Origin of the sequence: Lentzea sp. NBRC 105346 (assembly GCF_030269605.1) — a bacterium.
GTDB lineage: Bacteria > Actinomycetota > Actinomycetes > Mycobacteriales > Pseudonocardiaceae > Lentzea.
On the sequence record NZ_BSTQ01000002.1, the window covers coordinates 688,459 to 711,016 of the forward strand.

General features: G+C 70.1%; 20 protein-coding genes. 10 read left to right on the plus strand and 10 right to left on the minus strand.

Features of this window, described 5'->3' with window-relative positions:
* Window positions 1-3 precede the first annotated feature (3 nt).
* Window positions 4-1,530, plus strand: coding sequence for an MFS transporter (locus QSK35_RS06930; RefSeq protein ID WP_285743382.1), 1,527 nt, complete (start codon window positions 4-6; stop codon window positions 1,528-1,530).
* 154 nt (window positions 1,531-1,684) lie between these two features.
* Here QSK35_RS06930 and QSK35_RS06935 read toward each other — a convergent pair whose 3' ends face one another.
* Both QSK35_RS06935 and QSK35_RS06940 read right to left on the minus strand, forming a co-directional pair.
* The gene (locus tag QSK35_RS06935; protein WP_285743385.1) at window positions 1,685-2,545 is read right to left on the minus strand and encodes a phytanoyl-CoA dioxygenase family protein; all 861 of its coding nucleotides are present in this window, start codon (window positions 2,543-2,545) and stop codon (window positions 1,685-1,687) included.
* The gene (locus QSK35_RS06940; RefSeq protein WP_285743386.1) at window positions 2,535-3,149 is read right to left on the minus strand and encodes a TetR/AcrR family transcriptional regulator; all 615 of its coding nucleotides are present in this window, start codon (window positions 3,147-3,149) and stop codon (window positions 2,535-2,537) included. Before QSK35_RS06940 ends, QSK35_RS06935 begins: the two co-directional genes overlap by 11 nt.
* Before the next feature lie 399 nt (window positions 3,150-3,548).
* Between QSK35_RS06940 and QSK35_RS06945 the strand changes: the two genes are divergently transcribed.
* On the plus strand, window positions 3,549-4,322 hold the full coding sequence (locus QSK35_RS06945; RefSeq protein ID WP_285743387.1) for an AfsR/SARP family transcriptional regulator: 774 nt from the start codon (window positions 3,549-3,551) through the stop codon (window positions 4,320-4,322).
* Here the strand turns inward: QSK35_RS06945 and QSK35_RS06950 are convergent.
* The 3 genes from QSK35_RS06950 to QSK35_RS06960 are packed head-to-tail and all read right to left on the minus strand — an operon-like array spanning window position 4,317 to window position 6,756.
* A complete protein-coding gene (locus QSK35_RS06950) occupies window positions 4,317-4,784 on the minus strand; it encodes a MaoC family dehydratase (protein ID WP_285743388.1) in 468 nt (155 codons plus the stop codon). The genes QSK35_RS06945 and QSK35_RS06950 overlap by 6 nt on opposite strands.
* On the minus strand, window positions 4,756-5,202 hold the full coding sequence (locus tag QSK35_RS06955; protein WP_285743390.1) for a hypothetical protein: 447 nt from the start codon (window positions 5,200-5,202) through the stop codon (window positions 4,756-4,758). The genes QSK35_RS06950 and QSK35_RS06955 overlap by 29 nt, the downstream gene beginning before the upstream one ends.
* Window positions 5,203-5,247: 45 nt before the next feature.
* Window positions 5,248-6,756, minus strand: coding sequence for a DHA2 family efflux MFS transporter permease subunit (locus QSK35_RS06960; protein WP_285743392.1), 1,509 nt, complete (start codon window positions 6,754-6,756; stop codon window positions 5,248-5,250).
* 118 nt (window positions 6,757-6,874) lie between these two features.
* Between QSK35_RS06960 and aepY the strand changes: the two genes are divergently transcribed.
* The 4 genes from aepY to QSK35_RS06980 are packed head-to-tail and all read left to right on the plus strand — an operon-like array spanning window position 6,875 to window position 11,624.
* A complete protein-coding gene (gene aepY, locus QSK35_RS06965) occupies window positions 6,875-7,996 on the plus strand; it encodes a phosphonopyruvate decarboxylase (protein WP_285743394.1) in 1,122 nt (373 codons plus the stop codon).
* On the plus strand, window positions 7,993-9,069 hold the full coding sequence (locus tag QSK35_RS06970) for a pyridoxal-phosphate-dependent aminotransferase family protein (RefSeq protein ID WP_285743396.1): 1,077 nt from the start codon (window positions 7,993-7,995) through the stop codon (window positions 9,067-9,069). Before aepY ends, QSK35_RS06970 begins: the two co-directional genes overlap by 4 nt.
* On the plus strand, window positions 9,066-10,928 hold the full coding sequence (locus QSK35_RS06975; protein WP_285743398.1) for an FAD/NAD(P)-binding protein: 1,863 nt from the start codon (window positions 9,066-9,068) through the stop codon (window positions 10,926-10,928). Before QSK35_RS06970 ends, QSK35_RS06975 begins: the two co-directional genes overlap by 4 nt.
* A 12-nt stretch (window positions 10,929-10,940) precedes the next feature.
* Window positions 10,941-11,624: a lysophospholipid acyltransferase family protein gene (locus QSK35_RS06980; protein WP_285743399.1), complete on the plus strand. Its 684-nt coding sequence runs from the start codon at window positions 10,941-10,943 to the stop codon at window positions 11,622-11,624.
* A gap of 161 nt (window positions 11,625-11,785) precedes the next feature.
* On the opposite strand, the gene QSK35_RS06985 is transcribed toward QSK35_RS06980, so the two are convergent.
* The 4 genes from QSK35_RS06985 to QSK35_RS07000 are packed head-to-tail and all read right to left on the minus strand — an operon-like array spanning window position 11,786 to window position 16,483.
* Window positions 11,786-12,226, minus strand: coding sequence for a TetR family transcriptional regulator (locus QSK35_RS06985; RefSeq protein WP_285743401.1), 441 nt, complete (start codon window positions 12,224-12,226; stop codon window positions 11,786-11,788).
* Entirely contained in the window at window positions 12,223-14,172 is a 1,950-nt protein-coding gene (locus QSK35_RS06990) for a carbamoyltransferase family protein (protein ID WP_285743403.1), read from the minus strand. Before QSK35_RS06990 ends, QSK35_RS06985 begins: the two co-directional genes overlap by 4 nt.
* Window positions 14,173-14,183: 11 nt before the next feature.
* A complete protein-coding gene (locus tag QSK35_RS06995) occupies window positions 14,184-15,398 on the minus strand; it encodes a cytochrome P450 (protein WP_285743406.1) in 1,215 nt (404 codons plus the stop codon).
* The gene (locus QSK35_RS07000) at window positions 15,371-16,483 is read right to left on the minus strand and encodes a cytochrome P450 (protein ID WP_285743408.1); all 1,113 of its coding nucleotides are present in this window, start codon (window positions 16,481-16,483) and stop codon (window positions 15,371-15,373) included. The genes QSK35_RS06995 and QSK35_RS07000 overlap by 28 nt, the downstream gene beginning before the upstream one ends.
* A 153-nt stretch (window positions 16,484-16,636) precedes the next feature.
* Here QSK35_RS07000 and QSK35_RS07005 point away from each other — a divergent pair, with 153 nt between their 5' ends.
* From QSK35_RS07005 to QSK35_RS07020, 4 genes are read left to right on the plus strand one after another with little or no spacing between them, the layout of a single operon-like run.
* Window positions 16,637-17,602, plus strand: coding sequence for a polyprenyl synthetase family protein (locus QSK35_RS07005; RefSeq protein WP_285743410.1), 966 nt, complete (start codon window positions 16,637-16,639; stop codon window positions 17,600-17,602).
* A 1-nt stretch (window position 17,603) separates the two neighbouring features.
* Window positions 17,604-18,524 carry a UbiA family prenyltransferase gene (locus QSK35_RS07010; RefSeq protein WP_285743411.1) on the plus strand — a complete coding sequence of 307 codons (921 nt, stop codon included), beginning with the start codon at window positions 17,604-17,606 and terminating at the stop codon, window positions 18,522-18,524.
* Window positions 18,521-20,104 carry a prenyltransferase/squalene oxidase repeat-containing protein gene (locus tag QSK35_RS07015; protein ID WP_285743413.1) on the plus strand — a complete coding sequence of 528 codons (1,584 nt, stop codon included), beginning with the start codon at window positions 18,521-18,523 and terminating at the stop codon, window positions 20,102-20,104. The genes QSK35_RS07010 and QSK35_RS07015 overlap by 4 nt, the downstream gene beginning before the upstream one ends.
* Window positions 20,097-21,317: an FAD-dependent oxidoreductase gene (locus tag QSK35_RS07020; RefSeq protein WP_285743415.1), complete on the plus strand. Its 1,221-nt coding sequence runs from the start codon at window positions 20,097-20,099 to the stop codon at window positions 21,315-21,317. Before QSK35_RS07015 ends, QSK35_RS07020 begins: the two co-directional genes overlap by 8 nt.
* On the opposite strand, the gene QSK35_RS07025 is transcribed toward QSK35_RS07020, so the two are convergent.
* Entirely contained in the window at window positions 21,265-22,497 is a 1,233-nt protein-coding gene (locus QSK35_RS07025; protein WP_285743418.1) for an MFS transporter, read from the minus strand. The two genes, QSK35_RS07020 and QSK35_RS07025, sit on opposite strands and share 53 nt — an antisense overlap.
* Window positions 22,498-22,558 lie beyond the last annotated feature (61 nt).

The following is a 22,558-nucleotide window of genomic DNA, read 5'->3' on the forward strand; positions in this document are numbered from 1 at the left end:
GCCGTGGACGTGACCACCGAACCTGTTGTCGCCCGGCGGGGACTGCGACTGGTCTTCGTGTGCCTCGGCCTGTTCATGGTCTACCTGGACACGACGATCGTGAACGTGGCGCTGCCGGAGATCCAGCGCGACCTGGACGTCGGCGTCAGCGGCCTGCAGTGGGTGTTCGACAGCTACGTGCTGACGTTCGCCTGCTTCCTGCTCACCGCGGGCCGGCTCGGCGACGTTCTCGGCCGCGGCCGGGTGTTCCTCGTCGGTCTCGCCGGGTTCACGGTCACGTCCGCGGCGTGCGCGCTCTCGACCAGCATCGAGGCGCTGCTGGTGTCCCGATTCCTGCAGGGCGCCTTCGGCTCGGTGATGATCACGACGTCCCTCGCGCTGGTGCACACGATGTACTCCAGCCCGCGCGAACGTGCCCGCGCGGTGAGCGTGTGGGCGGGCATCGGCGGCCTCGCCCTGGCCACCGGGCCGGTGCTGGGCGGCGTGCTGGTGGAACAGGCCGACTGGCCGAGCATCTTCTGGCTGAACATCCCGATCGGTCTCGTGTCCATCGTCGCGCTGCTGCTGTTGCCGTCGCTGCCGAAGGCCACCGAGTCGCGGCACCTCGACCTGGTCGGCCAGGTGCTGTTCGCGGGAGCGGTCGCGGCGCTCACCTACGGCCTCATCCAGGCGAGCACCGACGGCTGGACGGCGGGCCGGGTGCTCGCGTCGTTCGCGGGCGCCGGTGTGGCGGCGGTGCTGTTCCTGTGGTGGGAGTGGCGGTGCGCGGAACCCATGCTGCCACTGGGTTTCTTCCGCAACCGCGTCGTGGTCTTCGCCTGTGCCGTCAACTTCCTGGTGTTCTACGGGTTGTTCGGCGCGATGTTCCTGCTGACGCTGTACCTGCAGTCGATCAACGGCCTGTCGGCGACCGAGACCGGTGTCCGGTTCCTCGCGTTGAGCGTCACGATCGCGGCGGGTTCGCTGATCGCACCCCGTCTGGCACATCGCGCCGGCCGCGGCTACGCCTACCTGTCGGCGCTGGGCGCGTTGCTCACCGGCGTCGGCCTGCTGGCGCTGCTGCGGCTGGAGGTGGGCAGCGGCTACGACACCTACTGGTGGGCGCTCGTGCTGCTCGGCCTCGGCATCGCGTTCGCGATGGGACCGGCCACCATCGCCCTGCTCGGGTCGGTGGAGCAGGACCGCGTCGGCGTCGCGGCCGGTGTGTCGCAGACGTTCCGGCAGATCGGCGGCGTTCTCGGGGTGGCGCTGTCCGGAACGCTGGCGCTGCAGCACGTCCGCGACGGTCTGCCCGGCGCGCTGTCCGGGCTGCCCTTGCCACCGCCGGTGCGGGACAAGCTGATCGAGGCGGTCGGCAGCGGGCGGCTGACGCCGTCGAACGAGCTGCCCGCGCCCTTGCAGGCGGCGGTGACGAGCCGGGTCGGGCCGTTGCTGGTGGACGGGATGGCCGTGTCGTTCACGGTCGGCGCGTGCATCGCGCTGGTCGGCGTCCTGACGCCGCTGATCGTGTTGGGAATGAAGAAGAACTAGAGCCGCCCACCCGGCCACACCGCGCAGTGACCAGCCGGGTGGGCAACCAGCCGAGCCGCCCACCCGGCCAGACCCCCAGTGAGACCGGCCGGGTGGGTGCCCCCAGACCTGATGCGTCGTGAGTGGTTTCCGTCGCCATGGCGACGGAAACCACTCACGACATCGCGTCCAGCAAACGCTTGGGGTGCATGCCATCCACCATGCCGACGAACGGCGGGTGAATGCTGTAACCGAGCATCCGCCGGATGTCCTCGGACACCGCGCGCACGACGTCCCGGCTCGTGGACAAGGTGAACGCCTCCTGCGTGCGCAGCCACGGCTGGCAGTACTGCGCGGTGGCCGCCAGCCGGGGCGCGCCGCTGCGGTTGGCGCCGCCGCCGTGCCACAACGTGCCGACGAACAGCACACACGAACCAGCGGGCATGACCGCACTGATCCGCACGTCGGAGTCAGCGGGGAATCGGCCGTCGGGCCAGCGATGGCTGCCGGGCAGGATGACGGTGGCGCCGTTGTCCTCGGTGAACTCGTCGATGGCCCAGACGGTCGCGGCCGACAGCGCCGGGCGCGGGCGCGGCACCGGGTACATGCCGTCGTCGGGGTGCATCAGCTGGGCGTCCTCACCGGGCTGGATGTTGATGACCTGCAGCTGGGAGAGCAGGTAGTTGGGCAGCAGCAACCGGTCGAGCAGCGCCAGGACCCGCGGGTGGTCCACGAGACGGTCCACGGCGCGGGTCTTCTCCAGCACGCTGTAGATCCGTTGCGTCTGATGGCCTTCGAACGCGTTGCGCCCGGTCCGCCCTAGCAGCGGGACGATCTCCGCACGGAGTTCGGCGCACTCGGCCGGGCTGAGCAGTCCGGGCAGGATGACGTAGCCGTGTTCGATCAACGACGCGAGATCGGCTTCGAGCTGGGCGGGGTCGACGTCGCGGTCGGCGCCGCCGGTCGCCCGGTGGGTGCGGGCGAGGTCTGAGGACAGGTCCTCCAGCCGGTGCACCTGGGGGTGGTCATCGATCATGGCGCCCTCTCTCGGTATCAGACGTACCAGCGGCTCCGGCGACGAAGGCCCACAGTTCGGCGGCTACGAGGGCGCGGTCCGGACGGGGTGAACGGGTCAGTGCGACCGCGACCGCGGTGTGGACACCACCGAGGATCGCGGCGACGAGCATCTCGGGGTCCCGGTCGGCGGGCAGGTCGCCGTCGCGCTGGGCGTGCGCGATGTTGCGGGCGCCCCGCCGGATCGCCGCGTGCAGGCGTTGCATCTCGATGCCCGCGGCGTCTGCGTCGCCGGCCGTCCGGCCGAGCACGACCGGGGAGAGCGGGTCGTCGTAGAGATGGTCGACCCAGGCGATGACGCGGGCTCGCTCGCGCTCGTGCCAGGTGTCGCCGGCGAACTCACGGTTGGTGGCCGCCTCTTCGAGCCGGTCGTAGAACGCCGAGATGATCGCGCTCAGCAGACCGCTGCGGGTGCCGAAGTAGCGGTACGGCAGGCCGACGCTCACCCCGGCCCGCCGCGCCACGGCGGCCACCTCGACGTCGCCGGTCTCGGCCATCTCCTCGGCCGCCGCCGCGAGGATCCGCTCCCTGGCCGCCGAGCCGCGGGCGGACCACTGCTGTGTCATGGGCGCCAGTGTAAGTTGAGCTCAACTCAACACACAAGTGCGAGCATTCCGGAAACAGCTCAGAAACGACACGCATAAGTACATTAATTTGTACATTTGGCCCACCCGAAAAGGTCAACTAAAGCGCCACTAAAGCACGGCTAAAGCGAAACAGGACTTGTTGTCCACACAAGGACACCCGGCTCAAGTCCATGTCAAATCAACCGTGGCCGACTTGACTGTGCTACGCACGTCAAGCAGACTCGGACGCCTGGGGCTCGGGGGTTGTTCACACGTTTACGCCGGTTGGGGAACCGGCGGCGAACGTGTTCTGGGGATGAGTAACTTGCTGGACTTCCGGCGCGAGCCGGACCTCCGCGCCCCGTCACCACTGCTTGACACAACAGAGGGGGCGAAGGGGTGCACGTACGAATACTCGGTCCGCTCGAGCTGGCGACCGACGAGGGACGGTCGCTCACACCGAGGGCGTTGAAGCTGCGCTCACTGCTCGCGTTGCTCTCGGTCAACTCCGAGCGCGTGGTCTCCGCGGACACGCTCATCGACGCGCTCTGGTCCGGCGCTCCCCCGCGGACCGCCGGCACGGCGTTGCAGGTGTACATCTCCAAGCTGCGCAAGCATCACGAGGACCTGGCCAGCGACCTGCAGACCAAACCTCCCGGCTACTTGTTCGACCTGCGGTCGCACCAGCTCGACCTGCGTGACTTCGACTCACTCATGGCGCGGGCGCGGCAGGCCGAGACCAGCGGGCTGACCGAGGAGGCCGCCGAGCTCCTGCAGGCGGCTTTGGACCTGTGGACCGGTCCCGCGCTCGCGGACATGCGGTCGCTGCCGGTGCTGGACAGCTTCGCCCGCCAGCTCGACGAACGGCGCATGGTCGCGCACGAACGGCGGTTCGAGCTGGAGCTGACGCTGGGCAGGCACAACACCATCATCAGCGAGCTGCACGGGCTGATCAGCGAGCACCCGATGTGGGAGAACCTGCACTACCTGCTGATGCTGTCGCTGTACCGCAGCGGCCGCACGGCCGAGTCGCTCAAGATCTACAACCGGGCGCGGACCACGCTGGTCGAGTCGCTCGGCATGGAGCCCAGCCTGCGGGTGCAGCAGCTGCACCGGGCCATCCTCGCCAGGGCGGCGTGGCTGGACAACCCATCGCTGCTGCACGCGTCATGACCGGGTCTTGAGGAAGTTCAGGACGGTCAGCCGGAGTACGACGACATCGTCCTGGTTGACCATCTCGGCGAGCGTGCGGACGAGTCCGCGGTCGGGCTTGGACTCCGACCGCCGCGTCTCCAGCACGGTGACGCGAAGACCGAGCACGTCGCCGGGACGCACCGGCGCGAGCCAGCGCAGCTCGTCGACGCCCGGTCCGCCGAGGCTCGCGTTCTTCGACAGGTAGTGGTCCGCGAACAGCCGCATCATCAGCGCGGTCGTGTGCCAGCCGCTGGCGATCAGCCCGCCGAACGGGCCGGTCGCCGCGGCCTCGGCATCGACGTGGAACGACTGCGGGTCGAACTCCTCGGCGAACTCGATGATGCGCTGTTCGTCGACCTTCACCGAGCCAAACTCGTATTTCGCACCGGGCACGTAGTCCTCGAAGTACCGGTCATCGATCGGCACGGAAAAGTCGCTCACGACGACGCCCTCTCGCCGGAATCAAGACCGGATCGATGTTAGCAAATTGCGCAATACCGCCTCCGGAACGCCGCAGCAGAATTGCCATCGCGGGACCGGTCATCATCATCGTCACGACCGCCATGACGACCATCAGCGAATAGAGCTCGCCGTCGAGCATGCCGAGCTCCGGCCCGACCGCCAGAATCACCAGCTCGGTGAGCCCCCGCGTGTTCATCAGGGCGCCCACACACCGTCCACTTGAGACGGACCGCTCGACCGCCGCGCCGCACGCACGGCGAAGTGGTCCCAGATGGTCGGCCAGAACCCGGAGACGTCGTCGACCGGCCAGCGCCAGGGCGCGCTCGGTTTTCAGCCAGTCCGAACAGGTGCCGATGCGCGAGTCCTGCCCCGCCGGCTCCCCCAGCTGATCAACCATGTGTCTCAGTGTGCCGACGGACGCTTAATCCAGAACAAAGCCGAGCTATCGCCCGGACCTGGTCAGCAGCCCGGCCGCCGCGCCGACAAGTCCCACGACGCACGCGACGGTCAGCGTGAGCGACATACCGCTGACGAACGACGAATGCGCGGCCTCGGCGACCTTCGCCGCGACATCGCTGGGCAGCCCCGCGACATCGGGGATCCGGCCGACCGACACGGCGTCGGAGGCGTCGGGCAATGTGGGAGCGCCCGCCTCCGCGAGCCGCCCCGGCAGCACGGCGTCGACGCGTGACCCGACGATCGCGCCCAGCGCGGACGTGCCGAGGCTCGCGCCCACCTGCATCGCGGTCTGCTGCAGTCCACCCGCGACGCCGGCGTACTCGGGCGGAGCGTTGCCGATGATGCTCTTGGTGGCGCCGATCATCACCGGGCTGAAACCGAAGCCCAGCACCAGGAAGCACAGCCCGATCTGGAGCACGGACGACCGCGCGTCGAGCTGTGCCATGCCGAACGTCGCCGCCGAGGTCGCGAGCATGCCGCAGACGACCGGGATGCGCGTGCCCACGCGGTTCATCCACAACGCGACCAGCGGCGCGCCGACGATCATCGTCACGGTCAGCGGCAGCACGACGACACCGCTGCGCGACGGCGACAGCCCGAGCACGTTCTGCAGGTAGAACGTGAACACGAAGGACGCGCCGAACATCGTGAACGCCATTGTGATCATCAGCACGACCCCGGCCGACAACGGGGCCGACCGCCAGAGACCGGGCGGCATCAACGGATCCGCCGCCCGCCCCTCCCACAGCACGAACCAGGTGCCGAGAACGACCGCCGCGCCGAGGGTCGCCACGGTGCCCGCGTTGGTCCAGCCGTGGTCGCTCGCCGCGGTGAGTCCCCAGATCAGGGTGAACAGCGCCCCGCACAACAGAAAGACGCCCAGCACGTCGAAACGTCGCGCGACGTGCTGGTCGGCCCGGTCGCGTACCACGAGGAGCGTCAGCACGATCGCCAGCAGGCCGAGCGGCGCGTTGAGGAAGAACACCGACTGCCAGCTGACGTGCTGCGCGAGCAGGCCGCCGATGATCGGGCCCGCGGCGGTGGACGCGGCGATCACGCTGCTGCGCACCGCGATCGGCATGTTCATCCGGTCGACCGGGAACACCGCGCGCAGCAGCCCGAGCGTGGCGGGCTGCATGACCGCGCCGAAAACACCTTGCAGGACCCGGAAAACGAGCACCCAGCCGATGTCGTGCGACAGCCCGATCGCGACCGAGGTGGCGACGAACCCCGCCGTGCCCACCAGGTAGGTGGTGCGGTGGCCGAACCGGTCGCCGAGCTTCCCCGCGGTGATCAGGAGGGTGGCGAGCGCGAGCAGGTACCCGTTGGTCATCCACTGGATCTGGGTGAGGCTCGCCCCGAGGTCCGCCTGCAGCACGGGCTGCGCCACGGTGACGATCGTGGTGTCGAGCGACACCATCATCGCGCCGATGGCGATGGTGACCAGCGTGAACCAGGGGTTGCTCAGCCGGGTGCTCGTGGTGGTGCTCATCCGGTCAGTGTGCCGTGCCCGCCGTGGTGGGTTGCGGGGTTTCGCACAACCGTGTTCGCCGCTAAAGGCCGGCTAAACATCGCCATCACGTCACCCCGGCCGGAGGTAGGTTCGCCGGATGCAGGCTGGAAGTGTGACGGCCGCCGTCGACCCGGCCGTGCTGGTGGACGCGCTGCTGGACAACGGCTTCGGGCCGTTCACCGGCGTGCCGTGCTCGTTCCTCGGGCCGGTCATCAGCTGCCTGGAAGACCGTCACACCGGCACGTACGTGACAGCGGCCAACGAGGGCGAGGCCGTCGCGATCGCGGCGGGCACGCGGCTCGCGGGCCGGCGCCCGGTGGTGATCCTGCAGAACTCCGGACTGGGCAACACCGTGAACCCGCTCACGTCGCTGTGCCACACGCTGCGCATCCCGGTACTGCTGCTGGTGACGTGGCGCGGCGAACCCGGCCGCCCGGACGAGCCACAGCACGAGCTGATGGGCCGGATCACCCCGGACCTGTTGTCCGCCATGGAGATCCGGCACGAGCCGTTGCCCGGCGAGGTCTCCCTGCCCGAACGCCTGGCGGTGGCGACCGAGCACATGGAGGCGACGGGCCTGCCGTTCGCGTTCATCGTCCCGAAGGGATCCGTCGCGCCATATCGCGACGGCCCGGCCTCGCCGTCGCGCGGCACGGGGACGATGCTGCGGGAGGAGGCGATCCGGCACGTCATGGGCGGCCTCGGCCCGCGGGCGCTGGTCGTCGCCACGACCGGCAAGACCGCGCGCGAGCTCGAGCGGGACTGGGACCGGCCGGAGAACCTGTACGTCGTCGGTTCGATGGGCTGCGCCTCCAGCGTGGCGCTCGGCGTCGCGCTGGGCGCGCCCGACCGGCGGGTCGTCGTGCTCGACGGCGACGGTGCCGCGCTCATGCGGCTGGAGGCGATGGCCACGATCGGCCACCGCCGCCCGGCGAACCTGCTGCACGTGCTGCTGGACAACGAGGCCTACGAGTCGACCGGAGCGCAGGCGACCACGTCGGCGTCCGTCGACTTCGCCGCGATCGCCTCCGCTTGCGGCTACGCCAGCACCGCGGACGTGGCCGACGCCGCCGCGCTCCAGGCAGCGGTGGCGAGCCCGGCGCCCGGTCCGCGGCTGATCCGCGTCCGGATCTCGGCGGGGTCCTCGCCGTCGCTCGGCCGTCCGGCGCTGGCCCCGCCCGCGTCCGCGCAACGCTTCCGCCGGGCGGTGACCTCATGACCGAACGCCTCGTCCTGATGAACCCCGGCCCCGTGACCACCGACCCACGGGTCCGCGAGGCCCTGGCCGGGCCGGACATGTGCCACCGCGAACCGGAGTTCGGCGCGCTCCTGTCCCGCGTCCGCACCAAGATCACGGCGATCTGCGGCGGTACAGCCGGGCACACCTCGGTGGTGCTCACCGGATCCGGCACCTCGGCGGTCGAGGCCGCGATCGCCTCCGTCGTCCCCGCGGACGGCGGCCTGCTGACCGTCGACAACGGCCATTACGGCCAAAGAATGCACGACATCGCCACCGCGTACGGCATCAAGAGCCACCGGCTGGAGCTGGGCTGGGCCACCCCGGTGGACCTCGCCGCCGTCGACCGGGCGCTGGCCGACCCGTCCCTGACCCACGTCGGCCTGGTGCAGCACGAGACGAGCAGCGGCATGCTCAACGACGTGCGCGCGGTCGCTGAGATCGCGCACCGGCACGGCAGGCGGCTGATCCTCGACGCCGTGAGCAGCGTCGGCGCCGAGGACCTGGACCTCGAGCACGTGGACTGGCTCGCCGGCTCGGCCAACAAGTGCCTGGAGGGCGCACCCGGCCTGGCGTTCGTCGCCGGTCGCCGCGCGGAGTTCGAGCGGCTCGGTGGCGGCCGTGGCTACTACCTCGACCTGCACCGGCACTTCCGCGCGCAGGAGGCGGAGTCCCCCGCGTTCACCCCGGCGGTCCCGGCCTTCTACGCGTTCGACGTCGCGCTGGACCTCGCGCTCGCCGAGGGCGTGCCCGCCCGCGGCGCCCGGTACCGCGCGCTCGCCGGGCGGTTGCGCGACGGGCTGGAAGACCTGGGACTGAAGCTGTTGCTGGCACCCGAGCACCGCGCCGCCGGGCTCACCGCCGTGCATCTGCCCGACGGTGTTGGCTATCCCGAGCTGCACGACCGGCTGCGGGAGGCGGGTTTCGTCGTCTACGCGGCGCAGGAACACCTCGCGGCCGAGTACTTCCGGCTGTCCACCATGGGCGACATGACGGCGGCCGACATCGATCGGTTCCTCCACACGCTGGGCGATGTGTTGCGAGGTGCACGATGACGTTCCGCCTGGCGATCGTCGGTGGCGGGCCGCGCGCGACCTATGCGCTGGAGCGGCTCTCCGCGACCGCGGACCGCCTGCGTGGCCGGGATCTGGAGGTGCGGATCTTCGAGCTGAGCGGCGAGTTCGGCGCCGGGCAGGTGCACAGCGCGCGGCAGTCGAAGACCAGCTACCTCAACCGGATCAGCAGGCAGGTCGGCTTCAGCGCGGACGAGACCGTGACGGACGCGGGCCCGCTGCGCCCGCCCGGCCGGCGGCCGACGTTGTACGAGTGGAGCCGGCGCCGGTTCGCCGAGACCGGCGACCCGGACTTCGACCTGCGCCCGGAGGACTGGCCCAAGCGCTACGTGCACGGCACGGCGTTGCGCGAGATGTTCGCCGAGTTCGTCGCGGACCTGCGGGCGCACGCGACCGTGCACCTGCACGCCGAGGAGGTGACCGACGTCGTCCGGGAGGCGGGCGGCCTGCGCGTGGTCACGCCGCGGGACTCCTACCCCGCCGACCACGTGCTGCTGCTCACCGGCCACTCCCACCACGACCCGCTGCGCTCCCCCGAGACCGCGCGGCTGGCGGAGTTCGCGCACCGCAACGGACTCGCGTATGTGCCGTCCGCATACCCGCTGGAGACGGCGCTTGCGGTGGACCAGGGCGCGGTCGTGGGTTGCGCGGGTATGGGCCTGACCGCGATCGACGTGGCGCTGCACCTGACCGAGGGGCGCGGCGGCCGGTTCGAGAGCGTCGGCGGCGAGCTGGTGTACCGCGCGAGCGGCGCTGAGCCCGCGTCGGTCGTGGCGTTCAGCCAGACCGGTCTGTTCACGTATGCGCGGCCCGAGAACTTCAAGGAGGCCGACCCGGCCCGGTTGGAGCACAAGGGTGTCTTCCTCACGACCGAGGCGATCGACCGGCTGCGGGAGAGCGTCGGTGTGCCGGTCGAGCACGACGGCGGCAAGGTGCGGCAGCTCGACTTCGAACGCGACGTGCTGCCGCTCGTGCGACTGGAGATGGCCTACCTGCACTACACCACGCTGCTCGGTCCCCTGCCGGTCGATGAGGTTCGACCGTCCTATGAGGCCTTTCTCGACGGACGGCCGGCCGATCCGCTCGGCGCGCTGGAGCGAGCGGTCGACGTGACGCCGCGGTTCTCCTGGCACGACACCATAAACCCGATGTCCGATGTGGACAACTATCGTGAGGCCGTGCTGGCGTTCATGCGCCGCGATCACCGCTGGGCGGCCGAGGGCAACCTGGCCAACCCCCACAAGGCGGCGGCCGACGGCGTGTGGCGCGACCTGCGTTCCGTGCTGTCGTATGCCGTGGATGACGGCGGCCTGACGCCGGCGTCGCACCGGGTGTTCCTGAGCACCTACACCCGCCACCACAACCGGCTGGCGAACGGCGCCGCGCTGGTCGTCATGGAGAAGATCCGGGCGCTGATCGAGCACGGAATCCTCGATGTCGGTGCCGGGCCGGACGCCCGCGTCGCGCTCGAGTCCGGGCGCTTCCAGGTCGTCGGCCCGCGCACGGGGTTCCGCCGGCCGGTCGACACCCTGGTCGACGCGCGGGTTCACCCGTTCGACCCACGTCGCGACGCGTTGCCGCTGTACCGCGCCATGCTCGCCGCGGGCACCGTCACGCTGTGGAAGAACGGCACGTTCACACCGGGTGGCCTGAACCTGTCGGACAGATTTCATCCCGTACGATCCGACGGCGTCGTCGATCACCGGATCACGATCATGGGGCCGGCCACCGAGGGGCAGAAGTCGTTCCTGCTGGCCGCCCTCCGTCCGTGCCAGAACCACTACGTCATGCGCGACGTGCTGGTGTGGCTCGAGGACTTCTGGCGGATGTTCGAGGTCTAGGAAGGGATCGGCTTGTCACTCGCGTACTCGGCGCTGCGGATCGTCGCGGTGCCCACCCTGCGTGCTCTTTGGACGTTGCGCGCCGAAGGCGTTGAGCACCTGCCGCGCACCGGCGGCGCGATCGTCGCCGCGAACCACCTCTCGGTGTCGGACCACCTGTTCCTGCCCGCGGTGTGCCCGCGGAAGGTGTTCTTCATGGCGAAGGCCGAGTACTTCCGCGGCACCGGCCTCAAGGGCGCCTTCACCGCGAAGTTCATGCGCGCCGTGGGCCAGATCCCCGTCGAACGCGTCGGCGGCGCGGCGGCGCGGGCCGGTCTCGACCAGGCCGAGGAGCTGATCCGCTCCGGTGAGCTGTTCGGCATCTTCCCGGAGGGCACCCGCTCGCCGGACGGCCGGCTCTACAAGGGCAAGACCGGGGCCGTCCGGCTCGCGTTCGCCACGGGCGCGCCGGTCATCCCGGTCGGCCTGCACGGCACCGACAAGGCTCAGCCCATCGGGGCGCCCCGCCCGCGGCCCGGTCACGAGATCACCGTGAAGTTCGGCGCGCCGATGGACTTTTCGCGGTTCGCGGGCAAGGAGCCGGACCACGCGGTGCTGCGCGAGGCTACCGACGAGATCATGGCGCGGATCCGGGAGTTGAGCGGGCAGACCTACGTCGACGACTACGCCCCCAAGCACGCCACGCTCCGGGACTAGCGGGAGACCGCAACGTCCCGGTGCGCGTTGAGAGGTCATTGGCGCGGTCGTGATGTTGTCCGCGGCGATGGCGCGGTGTTCTGGGGGCAGGGCGCTGCGGTGCTTGCGAGTGCGCTGCCCACCAGACGCGCCACTTCTCGGATCAGCCGAGCTCTTCCAGGTCAGGTGGGCGGAACCGGCAGTGCTGCCACTGCGGCCACGACCCGGCTGATCCGGTCCGCCGCCTGATCTGGATCGGGCTGCCCGACGTCGAGCCAGGCGAGCACGGCCTCGAACGTGACCGTGGGCAACAGCCCGGCGACCGCATCGGAGAACTCCGCCTCCCACACGGCGTGGCGGAACAGCACCCGGAACCCGTCCGGATCAGCGGCAGCCGCCGGCACCAGCCCCGGAACACCGTCCAGCCCTTCGAGACGGGCACGGGCGCGCGCCAGGACCGCCCGGTACAGATCACTCTTCGACGAGAAGTGCCGATACAGCAACGCGCGGGTGACACCAGCGGCAGCGGCGACATCCTCGAGTCCGGTGGCGGCGTAACCGCGGGCAGCGAAGGCACGCGTCGCCGCGCCAATAATCTGCGCGCGACGCTCAGCCCGCTTCACCGGGGCCGCAGCACGAAGAACCGCTGCTGCCACAACTCGATCAGCTCAGGAAGCAACGTAGAGCTGAACCCGAGCTCCCCCAACGACGTCCGACCGTCCGCGCGAGCGAGCAGCTCATACATGCCAAGAGACACCTCGGCACGCGGCCCGGTGGCATAGTCGAGATGGATCTCGTACGTCACCCCGGCGGCGGATCCGCACCGCACCAGCTTGGTGACCGGACGGAACTCCAGCACAAAGTCCGCCAACGACGGAAGTGAACGCTTGCGCACCACCCAGTCCTCGACCACGAGCACGTCGAGGTCGGTCGTGAGAAAGCAGGTGAGAACGTCCGAAATGGACTGCACGATCGGCTCGGCGTTGTTGTTGAACGAAGTGTTGAGCAGCACCGGGGTTCCGGTGAGCTCGCCGAACCGCGCGACCAGCCGGTGAAACCGCGACCCCGCCGAAACGACCTGGACGCGAGCGCTGCCGTCGACATGCGTGACCGCGCCCAGCGAAGAGCCGCGGACCGGCACCACGAACGACATGAAGTCGTGGTAGCCGACCGCATCGGGCAGGTCGAACCAGTCCGCGGCGGCCTCGGCCGTCACCACCGGCGCGAACGGCCGGAAGCTCTCGCGTTTCTTCACCATCGCGTTGATGCGGGTGCGGTTCGACGCGGGCCGCGGGTCGGCGAGGATGCTGCGGTTGCCGAGTGCGCGCGGGCCGAACTCCGAACGGCCGTGTGCCCAGCCGACGACGTTGCCGTCGGCGAGCAGCCGGGCGGTGGTGTCGATGATGTCGTCGGGGCGTTCGAAGTCGACGAGTGCGCTCCACGCCTTGAGCACGGGCTCCGGGTCGCCGAGGCCGGGGCCCAGGCTCGCGCTGCGCAGCCGGGGTTGCGGCCACGCGCGGTCGCCGCGTTCCCACGCGACGGCCAGCGCCGCACCCTCGCTGGAACCCGCGTCGTGCGAGGCCGGGTGGACGAACACCTCGTCGAACAGTCCGGAGGCGAGGATGCGGCCGTTGAGGGTGGAGTTGTGCGCGACGCCGCCGCCGAACGCGAGCCGGTGCAGGCCCGTCGCCCGCGCCCAGTGCCGCAGCACGTGCATCGCGATCTTCTCGGTGGTCTCCTGCAGCGCGGCGGCGATGTCCTGGTGCACCTGGCTGAACGGCTCGCCCTTGCGGCGCGGCGGAATGCCGGCCGCGTGGAACGCCTCCGCCAGCCGGTTGATCACCGGCATGCCCGCGCTCAGCTCGTACCGACCGTCTGGCGCCAGCGTGTAGAGCGTCTCGAAGATCCCGCGGTACACGCCCGGGTCGCCGTGCGGCGCCAGGCCCATGACCTTGTACTCGTCGCCGAACCCGTAGCCGAGCAGCCGCGTGCCGTCGAGGTAGAACAGGCCGAGCGAGGAGCGGATCGGGTACGTGCACAGCTCCGTCAGCTCGGGACCACGGCCGTGGAAGATCGTGATCGAGCCCCGCTCGCCGGCGCCGTCCATGATGACGACCAGCGCCTCGTCCATGCCCGACCGGACGTACGTCGACAGGCCGTGCGCGAGATGGTGTGGCACGTAACGCAGATCGGCGTCGCCGAGCTCCCACCCGAGGTCGGCGCGCAGGCGCTCGTGGATCAGCTCCCGCGAGTACCGCACCGGCACGCCGGGCCGTTCCAGGTAGAGCCGGTGCAGAATTCCGTCTACAAAGGACTCGGGGAAGTAGTAGCCGACGGCGTCGACGTCATGCGGTGTGGCGCCCGCGATGTCGAGACACTCGCGGATCGCGGCGGCGGGGAACTTCGTCGTCTTCTTGATGCGGTTGAGGCGCTCCTCCTCCACGGCGGCGACGAGCTCGCCGTCGCGTACGAGGCAGGCAGCGGCGTCGTGCAGGTACAGCTCCGACAGGCCGGGCACCACGTCGGCGCCCGCGGCGGACAGGTTGCCGTTCAGGCCGAGCACCAGCATGCCGATTCCCCTTACCAGGTAACGGGAATCGCGGTCGCGCCGGAGCCCATGAGCCGGTAGCTCCAGCCCACCTCGCTCTCGGGCACGGCGAGCTCCAGCGCGGGGAACCGGTCCATCAGCGCGGTGAACGCGCACCGCAGCTGCAGCCGGGCGAACGCCGCGCCGATGCAGAACGAGTGGCCGTAGCCGAAGGCGAGATGGCGGTTCGCGTTGGTGCGCTTGATGTCGCACACCTCCGGCGCCTCGATCCAGGTGTCGTCCTGGTGTGCGGACTGCCGGACCACCAGCACGGTCGCGTTGCGCGGGATGAGCACGCCGCCCACCTCGATGTCCTCGGTGGCGAACCGCGGCAGGCCGGTGTAGATCGGGGTCACCCGCAGCAGCTCCTCGATCGCGCCGGGGAGCAGGTCGCGGTCCGCTCGCAGTGCGGCGAGCTGGTCCGGGTTGCACAGCAGGGTGAACACGCCCTGCCCGATCTGCTGCGCGGTGCTGATGTTGTTGCCGACGATCAACGCCATGAACGACAGCACCAGCTCCTCCTCGGAGAGCTTGCCGTCCTCTTCGTCGTGCGCGGCGATGAGGCTGGTGACCAGGTCGTCACCCGGCTCGTCCCGCTTGTACGCGATCAGGGACGCCCCGTACTCCCACATCTCCCTGCCCGCCTCGGCGCGTTCCTCGAAGTCGGCGGCGCTGCTCGTGCCGAGTGCGTCGACACATCGGCGGATCTTGGCCCGGTCGAGCGGCGGGATGCCGAGGAACACGCAGATCGCCTCGACGGGCAGCCGCGTGGCGTAGGCCTCCAGGAGGTCGACCGGAGGGGTCATCGCCGCCATCTCGGCCGCCAGCTCGTGGGCGATCTCCTGGATGGGACCGTGCGCGCGTTCCACCACACGCGGGTTGAGCCCGAGCGCCATCAGCCTGCGCCAGCGGATGTGCCACGCCCGGTCGTCGCTGAACGGGTTGCTGAGGTTGCCGTCCGGCCCCTCGCGCAGCCGGGCCGCCTCCGGCCGGCTGATGTTCGCGCTGAAGCGGCGGTCGGCGAGCACGGCCTGCGCGTCGGCGTACCGCGTGATCAGGTACGCGGGGTCACCGCTGGGCAGCACCACCCGTGGCACGGGGTTGTTCGCGCGCATGTCGCCGTAGCCGTCGGACAGGTCGTTGAGGTGGTTGACGGCGAACGGGAACGGGCACGAGTCCTTCACCATTCGACCGGGAGCGAGACGCATCGCGGCATTACCGTGTTCTTCCACTCGATCTCCTCTGCCGGAACGGCAAGACGCAGTTTCGGAAGTCGTGACAGCAGGGCCGTGAAGCTCACCTGGAGTTCCATCCGCGCGAGCTGCGCGCCGATGCAGTGGTGCGGGCCGTGGCCGAACGTGAGGTGCGCGGCGGCGTTGGGCCGGTCGAAGTCCACGGTGTCCGGGTCGGGGAAGACGGTCTCGTCGCGGTTCGCGGCCCCTGGATCGGCGACCACCGCCTCACCGGCGCGCACCAGCGTTCCGCCGAGCTGGACGTCCTCTCGGGCGACCCTGGCGAACGTCCCGCCCGCCGCACCGAGCGGGACGAACCGCAGCAGCTCGTCGATCGCGCGCGGGATGCGGTCCGGTTCGTCGAGCAACGCGCGGAGCAGTTCCGGCTCGGTCAGCAGGAGGTGGGCGATGCTGCCGATCTCGCTGGCGACGGTCTCGAACCCGGCGGCGAGCAGGGTGGTGCCGAGCTTGACGAGCTCCAGGTGGTTCTGCCCGTCCCCGGCTTGCACCATCGCGCTCAGCAGGTCGTTCTCCGGGCAGGCCTTGCGTTGTGCGAGCAGGGTCGCCAGGTACCTGCCGAGCTGCACGCGGGCCTCCGCGGTCTGCTCTGCGGGTAGCTCTTCGGCGGTCGACAGCAGGGAGTCCGTCCAGCGCCGGAACTCCGCCTGGTCCGCGCCGGGGACGCCGAGCAGCTCGGACAGCACGGTGATCGCCATCGGCACCGCGAAGTCCTCGACGAGGTCGGCCGGCGGGCCGAGGCGTTCCATCTCGTCCAGCAGCTTTGCGGCGATGTCCTCCGCCTTGGCGCGCAAGGACTCCGCCCTCCGGGCGGTGAACCCGTGCTGGACGACGCGGCGCAGCGCGGTGTGCTCCGGCGGGTCCATGGCCAGGATCGAGAGCTGCGTGCCGACCCTCGCGAACACGCGCGGCTCGTCCTCGCCGACCGCGAGCGCACGGCTGAACCTGGTGTCCGCCAGCACGGCGCGCACGTCCGCATAACGGGTCGTCCGCCAGGCCGGTCTGCCGTACGGGAGCTGGACCCGCACCAATTCACCGCTCATGGCGGCGACATTAACCCAGGAATCCGATAACGCCGCTCCCGTCTCAGTCCCGTTGCGTCTCGATAAGACACAACATTCCCACGAATACGGTATCGCCGGTATCGTCGCCTTCCCGCCGTTAATCCGCATGCACAATGACGGATGGAGTTGGTGGTGCTCGACCAGAAAATCAACGACGAGCTGGCGTCTCGCTGGCCGGCCGAGGCCGACCTGCTGGACGGCATCTGCCGCTATGCGCTCATGCCCACCGGCAAGCTGCTGCGCCCGGTACTGCTGGTGGAGTCCGCGCTCGCCGTGGGCGGTCGCGCCGAGCAGGTGCTACCGGCCGCGATCGGAACCGAGTACGGCCACACCGCAAGCCTTGTCCACGACGACATCATCGACAACGACGAGCTGCGCCGGGGCCGCGAGTCGGTGTACCACCGGTTCGGCGTCGCGAACGCGATCGTCGCCGGCGACGCCCTGATCTTCCACCTCTTCCGTTGTCTGGCCGAATGCCGCAATGCCGGGGTTCCGGCCGCACGGGTGGTGACCGCACTGGAGGTCGCCGCCCAGGCGGGAATCGACCTGTGCCGGGGACAGTGCCTCGAATCGGAAATCACCGAGAACTCCTTGCTGGACGTCGACACATATCTGCGGATGATCGAGCTCAAGTCCGCCGCGCTGTTCCGGAGTTCCTGTCAGTGCGGTGCCATTCTCGGCGGCGGCGACGCCGAATCCGTGGCGAAACTCGGGCAATACGGACGCGAGCTCGGAATCGCTTTCCAGATCGTCGACGACCTGTTCGCGTTCACCGGCGACAGTGAGACGACCGGCAAGAAGCCCGTCAGCGACGTCCGCAACCGGCGGCTCACCCTGCCTGTGCTGCTCGCGCACGAGAAGGGCGACGACGCCGACCGCGCGCTGCTCGACGAGGTGTTCGCCGGTGCGGTCGATGCCGAGGAGGCACTCCCCGCGGTCACCGAAGTGCTGGTCCGCACCGGCGCTCTCGATGCCGCCCGCTCGGTCGCCTGGGAGCACGCGACGTGCGCTCAGGAGGCGTTGCTGGAACTGCCGGAGTCGCCGAGCCGCGACCACCTGTACTCGTTCGCCACCCGCGCGGTCGATCGAGTGGCCTGACGTGACAAGGAAACTGATCGCCCACGTCGAGACGTGGCGCCCCTACACCGCGACCTACGTGGGCCTCGTCGGGTTGGCCGGAGCCACCCTGGCCGATGACGGCGCCCCGGCCTGGCGGTTGCTGGGCGCGTGGGCCGTGCCCACGCTCGGCTGGCTCGCGGGCCTCTACGGCGGCGACTACTTCGACCGCGAGCTCGACGCCGTCGCCAAGCCGCACCGGCCCATTCCCTCCGGCCGCCTGCCCGCACGCGAGGCGCTGGCCGCGATGGTGCTGTGCGCGACGGCCGGCGCGGTGCTCGGGCTGCTGCTCAACTGGCGCACGCTGCTGCTGGTCGTCGCGGCGCTGGTCATGGGGATCTCGTACAACACCTGGTTCAAGGCCAGAGGGCTCACCGGCAACCTGGTGCGCGGCGGCCTGACGGCGTTCGCCTTCCTCTTCGGCACCATGACGACCTCCACGTGGCCGCCGGTCGAGCTGTTCGCGGTCGCCGCGCTGTTCTGGCTGCACGACGCGGGGACGAACCTCGTCGGCGCGTTGCGCGATCTCGACGGGGACCGGGCGGGCGGGTACGCGACGCTGCCCGTGCGGCGCGGCGTGTCCGTGTCGCTGGCCTGCGCGGCCGTGCTTTACCTGCTGTGGCTGGGAATCGCGGTGTGGACGCGGATGCATCCGTTGTTGCTCGGCGTCGCGGCGATCATGGGTGCGGTGGCGCTCCTGGTGGTCCTGTGGGCGCCTCGGCCGTTGTCGCGCCGGACCGCGTTGCGCGCACACGAGATCCTGGTGCTGGAACGGGTCGTGCTCGCGTGTGCCCTGCTGAACACGGGTCTAGCCGTGCCGCTGGCGGTCGTGGCACTGAGCTTCACCTGGCTGACCCAGCACTTCATGCGGCACCGCTACGAGTTCGCGGGGGCGACCGCGTGATCGATCAGGTCATCACGCGCGCGATCGACGGCCTCCTCGCCATCCGGCGCGACGACGGGTCGTGGCAGGACACCCTGCCGTCCGCGGCGGTCGCGACCGCGTCGGCGATCGTCGCGTTGCACTTCGCGGACCCCGGCTCGGATCTCATTGCCGCGGGAGCGCGATGGTTGCGCGAGACGCAGAACGCCAACGGGGGCTGGGGTGACGCGGTCGGCGCACCGTCCACATTGAACGTCACGCCGTATGCCGTGGGAGCGCTGCACTTCCTGTCGCCCGAGGAGTCCGTCGAGGCGGTCCGGCGCGGGCTCGAGCGCATCGATCGGTTCGGCGGCATGGCCGCGGTCGGCGACCGCGAGCGGTGCAAGCTCTTCGTGATGTGCCAGCAGTTCCTGGCGTTCGCCGGGCTGTACAACGAGTCACGGATCATGCGGCTGCCGATAGAGGTGATCCTGCTGCCTCGGCGGTTGCGGCAGAAGGTGTCGTTCACGGTCCCTTTCCTGCTGTCGTGGGGCCTGATGCAGGGCCGGACGCGCGTGTTGCGCAGGGTGATCACCCGGCGTGCGCTGGCCTACCTCGACGAGCTGCACGAGTTCGAAGGCCCTGGCGGCGGCTACCAGGAGTCGCCGTTCATGGTCGCGCTGGTCTGCATCGGGCTGGCCAGGGCGGGTCTGCGGCCCGACATCGTGCGGCGGTGTGTCGACTACCTGCGCGCGACCGTGCGCCCCGACGGCTCGTGGCCGGTCAACCGGGACCTGGAGTTCTGCGGCACGTCCTACGTCGCGCAGGGCCTGCAGGAAGCCGGCCACACCTCGGAGCTCGAGCGCACGCGCGACTGGATCCTGTTCTGCCAGCGTGATGTCGCCTTCCCCGCCACCGGTTGCCCGCCCGGCGGCTGGGGCTGGTCCGCGCGCTGCGGCTGGCCGGAGGCCGACGACACCGCCGGTGCCCTGACCGCGCTGGCCGGGTTCGGCTACTACGGCGACCCGGTGCGCCGCGGCGTCGACTGGCTGCGCGCCATGCAGAACCGCGACGGCTCCTGGAGTTGCTTCTGCACCAACAGCTTCGTCGACCTGGACGGCCCGTGCTCGGTGATCACCGCGCACGTCGTGACAGCACTGCGCTCGGTGGGCGCTGCCGGCGAGCCGATCGCCAGGGCCGTCCGCTGGTTCGCCTCCGCGCAACGCCCCGACGGTTCCTTCACCTGCCGGTGGTACAGCGGCCTCACCGCGGGCACTGCGGCCGTGCTGGACGCGCTCGGCGGGCTCGGCCTAGCGGGGTCTCCGACGGCTACGGGATGCCGGAAGTGGTTGCTGGCGAACCAGAATCCCGACGGCGGCTGGGGTTCACCTTCCACCGCCGAGGAAACGGCGTGGGCGGTGCTCGGCCTGCTCAGCGTGGGCGAAACGTCCGCGGCGCGGCGTGGTGTCGCGTGGCTGACCGAGCACCAGCGCCCGGACGGCCTGTGGGAACCAGCGCTGATCGGCGTGTACTTCCTCGATCTCATGTTCTCCAGCGACCTGTTCGCCACCGGGTTCGCCCTCCAGGCCGTCGCCCGGTTCCGGAGGACCGTCGATGCCTGACTACGACGTGCTGATCTGCGGCGCGGGCGCCGGCGGCCTGTCCCTCGCGCACTTCCTGAGCCGGCAGGGCCGGCGGGTTCTGGTGGTGGACAAGCAGTCCAGGCCACGCGACCAGCACAAGGGCGAACTCCTGCAACCGCGGTCCGTGCAGCTGCTCTCCGCGGCCGGCCTGATCGAGCCGCTGACCCGGCAGGGTTCCCGGACCGTCAACCGACTGGTCTGCCGCACCGCGCACGACGCCGAACTGGTGGACCTCGACTTCGGCCTGCTCGACGGCCCGTTCAACTACGGCCTGCTGCACTTCTACCGGGACTTCCGCGAGGTCCTCGGCGCGGAACTCGCCGCGGACTACCGGCAGGGAACAAAGGTCGAAGGACTGCTTCGCTCTTCGGACGGCCGCGTGACCGGCGCGCGCCTGGCGTGCGGCACCGAGGTCAGCGCCGCGCTCACCGTCGCGTGCGATGGCCCCCGGTCCCGGCTGCGTGCCGGAATCCCTTCTTCGCAACGACGATACGGCCACCAGCTGGCGGCGTTCGAGCTCACCGGGGTTCCCGAGCTCGGCACCGACATGACCATGTACCTGACCTCCGCGGGCCTGCGCCTGCTGTTCGGCATGCCCGGCGGCCGGGCCCGGCTCTACGTGCAGCTTCCGGTCAACCGGTTCCGGGACATCGGGCGGGCGGGGCTCGCGGACTGGATCACCACGCTGCTGCGTGAGGTGCCCGCGCTGTCGAAGGTCGAGTCTCCCTTGCGGGCCAACATGCACAGCGTTCAGGTGCTTCCGGCATGGCGTGCCTCGGTCTCGGCGTGGCAGGTGCCCGGCATGGTGCTGCTGGGCGACGCCGCGCACACCGTTCACCCCGTCGTGGGTCAGGGCATGAACGCGGCCATCGGTGACGCGTGGTCGCTCGCGTCAATATTGTCCACTGTGGACGTATTGACGCCCGGTGCCGTCGACTCGGTGGCCGCGCGCTACGAAGCCGAACGGCGGCCGGTCATGGCCTACGTCGCACGGTTGAGCCACGTGCTGGCCCGGTTGTTCACCACCACGTCCGCTGTGGCCACGTTGGTCCGGCCACACCTGCTGCGGCATAACCGCGACAATGCCGCACTGCGGCGGAGAATCGTGCACAACATGGCCGGGTTCGGTTCCGACCCGTTCACCGCGTGGGCGGTGATGTCCGCGGTTCGCGGCCGGTCAGCTTCGTACTGACCAGAGTGATCAGCGCGACCACCGCCATCACGGCGGCGAACACGTAGAACGTCGCCGACAGCCCGATCCGCGTGGTCACCACACCGGCACCGATCACCGGCACCGAGATGGCGAGATAGGCGACCACGAAGAAACTGGCGAGCACCTGCCCGCGCTGGGCGGCGGGCGCCGCCTGGGTCACCAGCCGCGTCCCGCCCATGAACGCCAGCCCGAACCCGGCACCGGTGATCACGTCGCCCAGCAGGAAGAGCGGCGCACTGGTGAGAAAGACCGACAACGCGACCGTGGCCATACCGGTGATCAAAGCGACACAGCCGAGCACAGACGCATCGCGACCGGACAGGTGAGTCAGCGCCAGCTGCGACAGACCCCCGACGCCCTGAACGGACAGGATGACGATCCCGGCCACCAGGTGGTTGTCGATGTGCAGCAACTCCTTGGCGAGGCTGCCACCGAGCGCCAGGTACAGACCGCCGACGGACCACGCGGCGAGCACGCCGAGGCAGCCGATGAGGAACGTCCCGCGCATCGACGCGGGCACACCGATCCGCTGCGGGCGCAGCAACCGGACCTTCTCCCGATGTGGCACCGTCTCGGGAACCTTCACAACGACCACTGCCAGCAGCACCACACCGAGAACCATCAGCAGCGCGTACGGCGTCACGAGCGGCCAGGGCGCCCACTGCGCGAGCGCGCCGGACACCACCGCGCCGACCGCGATGCCCATCGACGTCGACGTGCTGTTGACGAGCGCGGCGATCCGGCTGTCGCGCCGCGGGTGCAGATCGGTCAGCGCGGCGCTCGCGGCGCCGGTGAAGACGCCGGTCGCGAGGCCCTGCACCAGGCGCGCGACGCACAGCCAGACGGCGTTGTCCGCCAACAGGAACAGCACCAGGCTGCCCAGCAGACCCAGCACGCTGCCGATCAACACCGGCCGCCTGCCGATCCGGTCGGACAGGCCGCCCGCGAACAGCAACGTGATGACGACACCGCCGGCGTACAGCGCATAGACGACCGTCAGGGTCGTGGCCGAGAAGTGCCAGCGCGCCTGGTAGTCGACGTAGAGCGGGGACGGCGTGCCGCTGGCCGCCAGGGCGAGCGCGATCGCCGCGGTGACGGTCCAGAACGCGAACGGGGAGCGGGTCGGCTGCGATGTCCGCTCGGCGAGCAGGGCTGTCATGCGCATTCTTCCTTTGTGGGGATTCGACTCGACTTTAGGGCGGAAATGCCGCCACGTCGAA

Coding starts and splice junctions, on each gene's coding strand:
- QSK35_RS06960 (WP_285743392.1), bottom strand. CDS start 6,756: ATGAGCACCACCACGAGCACCCGGCTGAGCAACCCCTGGTTCACGCTG.
- QSK35_RS06975 (WP_285743398.1), top strand. CDS start 9,066: ATGACGTTCCGCCTGGCGATCGTCGGTGGCGGGCCGCGCGCGACCTAT.
- QSK35_RS07000 (WP_285743408.1), bottom strand. CDS start 16,483: ATGAGCGGTGAATTGGTGCGGGTCCAGCTCCCGTACGGCAGACCGGCC.
- QSK35_RS06990 (WP_285743403.1), bottom strand. CDS start 14,172: ATGCTGGTGCTCGGCCTGAACGGCAACCTGTCCGCCGCGGGCGCCGAC.
- QSK35_RS06970 (WP_285743396.1), top strand. CDS start 7,993: ATGACCGAACGCCTCGTCCTGATGAACCCCGGCCCCGTGACCACCGAC.
- QSK35_RS07025 (WP_285743418.1), bottom strand. CDS start 22,497: ATGACAGCCCTGCTCGCCGAGCGGACATCGCAGCCGACCCGCTCCCCG.
- QSK35_RS06955 (WP_285743390.1), bottom strand. CDS start 5,202: ATGGTTGATCAGCTGGGGGAGCCGGCGGGGCAGGACTCGCGCATCGGC.
- QSK35_RS06935 (WP_285743385.1), bottom strand. CDS start 2,545: ATGATCGATGACCACCCCCAGGTGCACCGGCTGGAGGACCTGTCCTCA.
- QSK35_RS07020 (WP_285743415.1), top strand. CDS start 20,097: ATGCCTGACTACGACGTGCTGATCTGCGGCGCGGGCGCCGGCGGCCTG.
- QSK35_RS06940 (WP_285743386.1), bottom strand. CDS start 3,149: ATGACACAGCAGTGGTCCGCCCGCGGCTCGGCGGCCAGGGAGCGGATC.
- aepY (WP_285743394.1), top strand. CDS start 6,875: ATGCAGGCTGGAAGTGTGACGGCCGCCGTCGACCCGGCCGTGCTGGTG.
- QSK35_RS06995 (WP_285743406.1), bottom strand. CDS start 15,398: ATGCGTCTCGCTCCCGGTCGAATGGTGAAGGACTCGTGCCCGTTCCCG.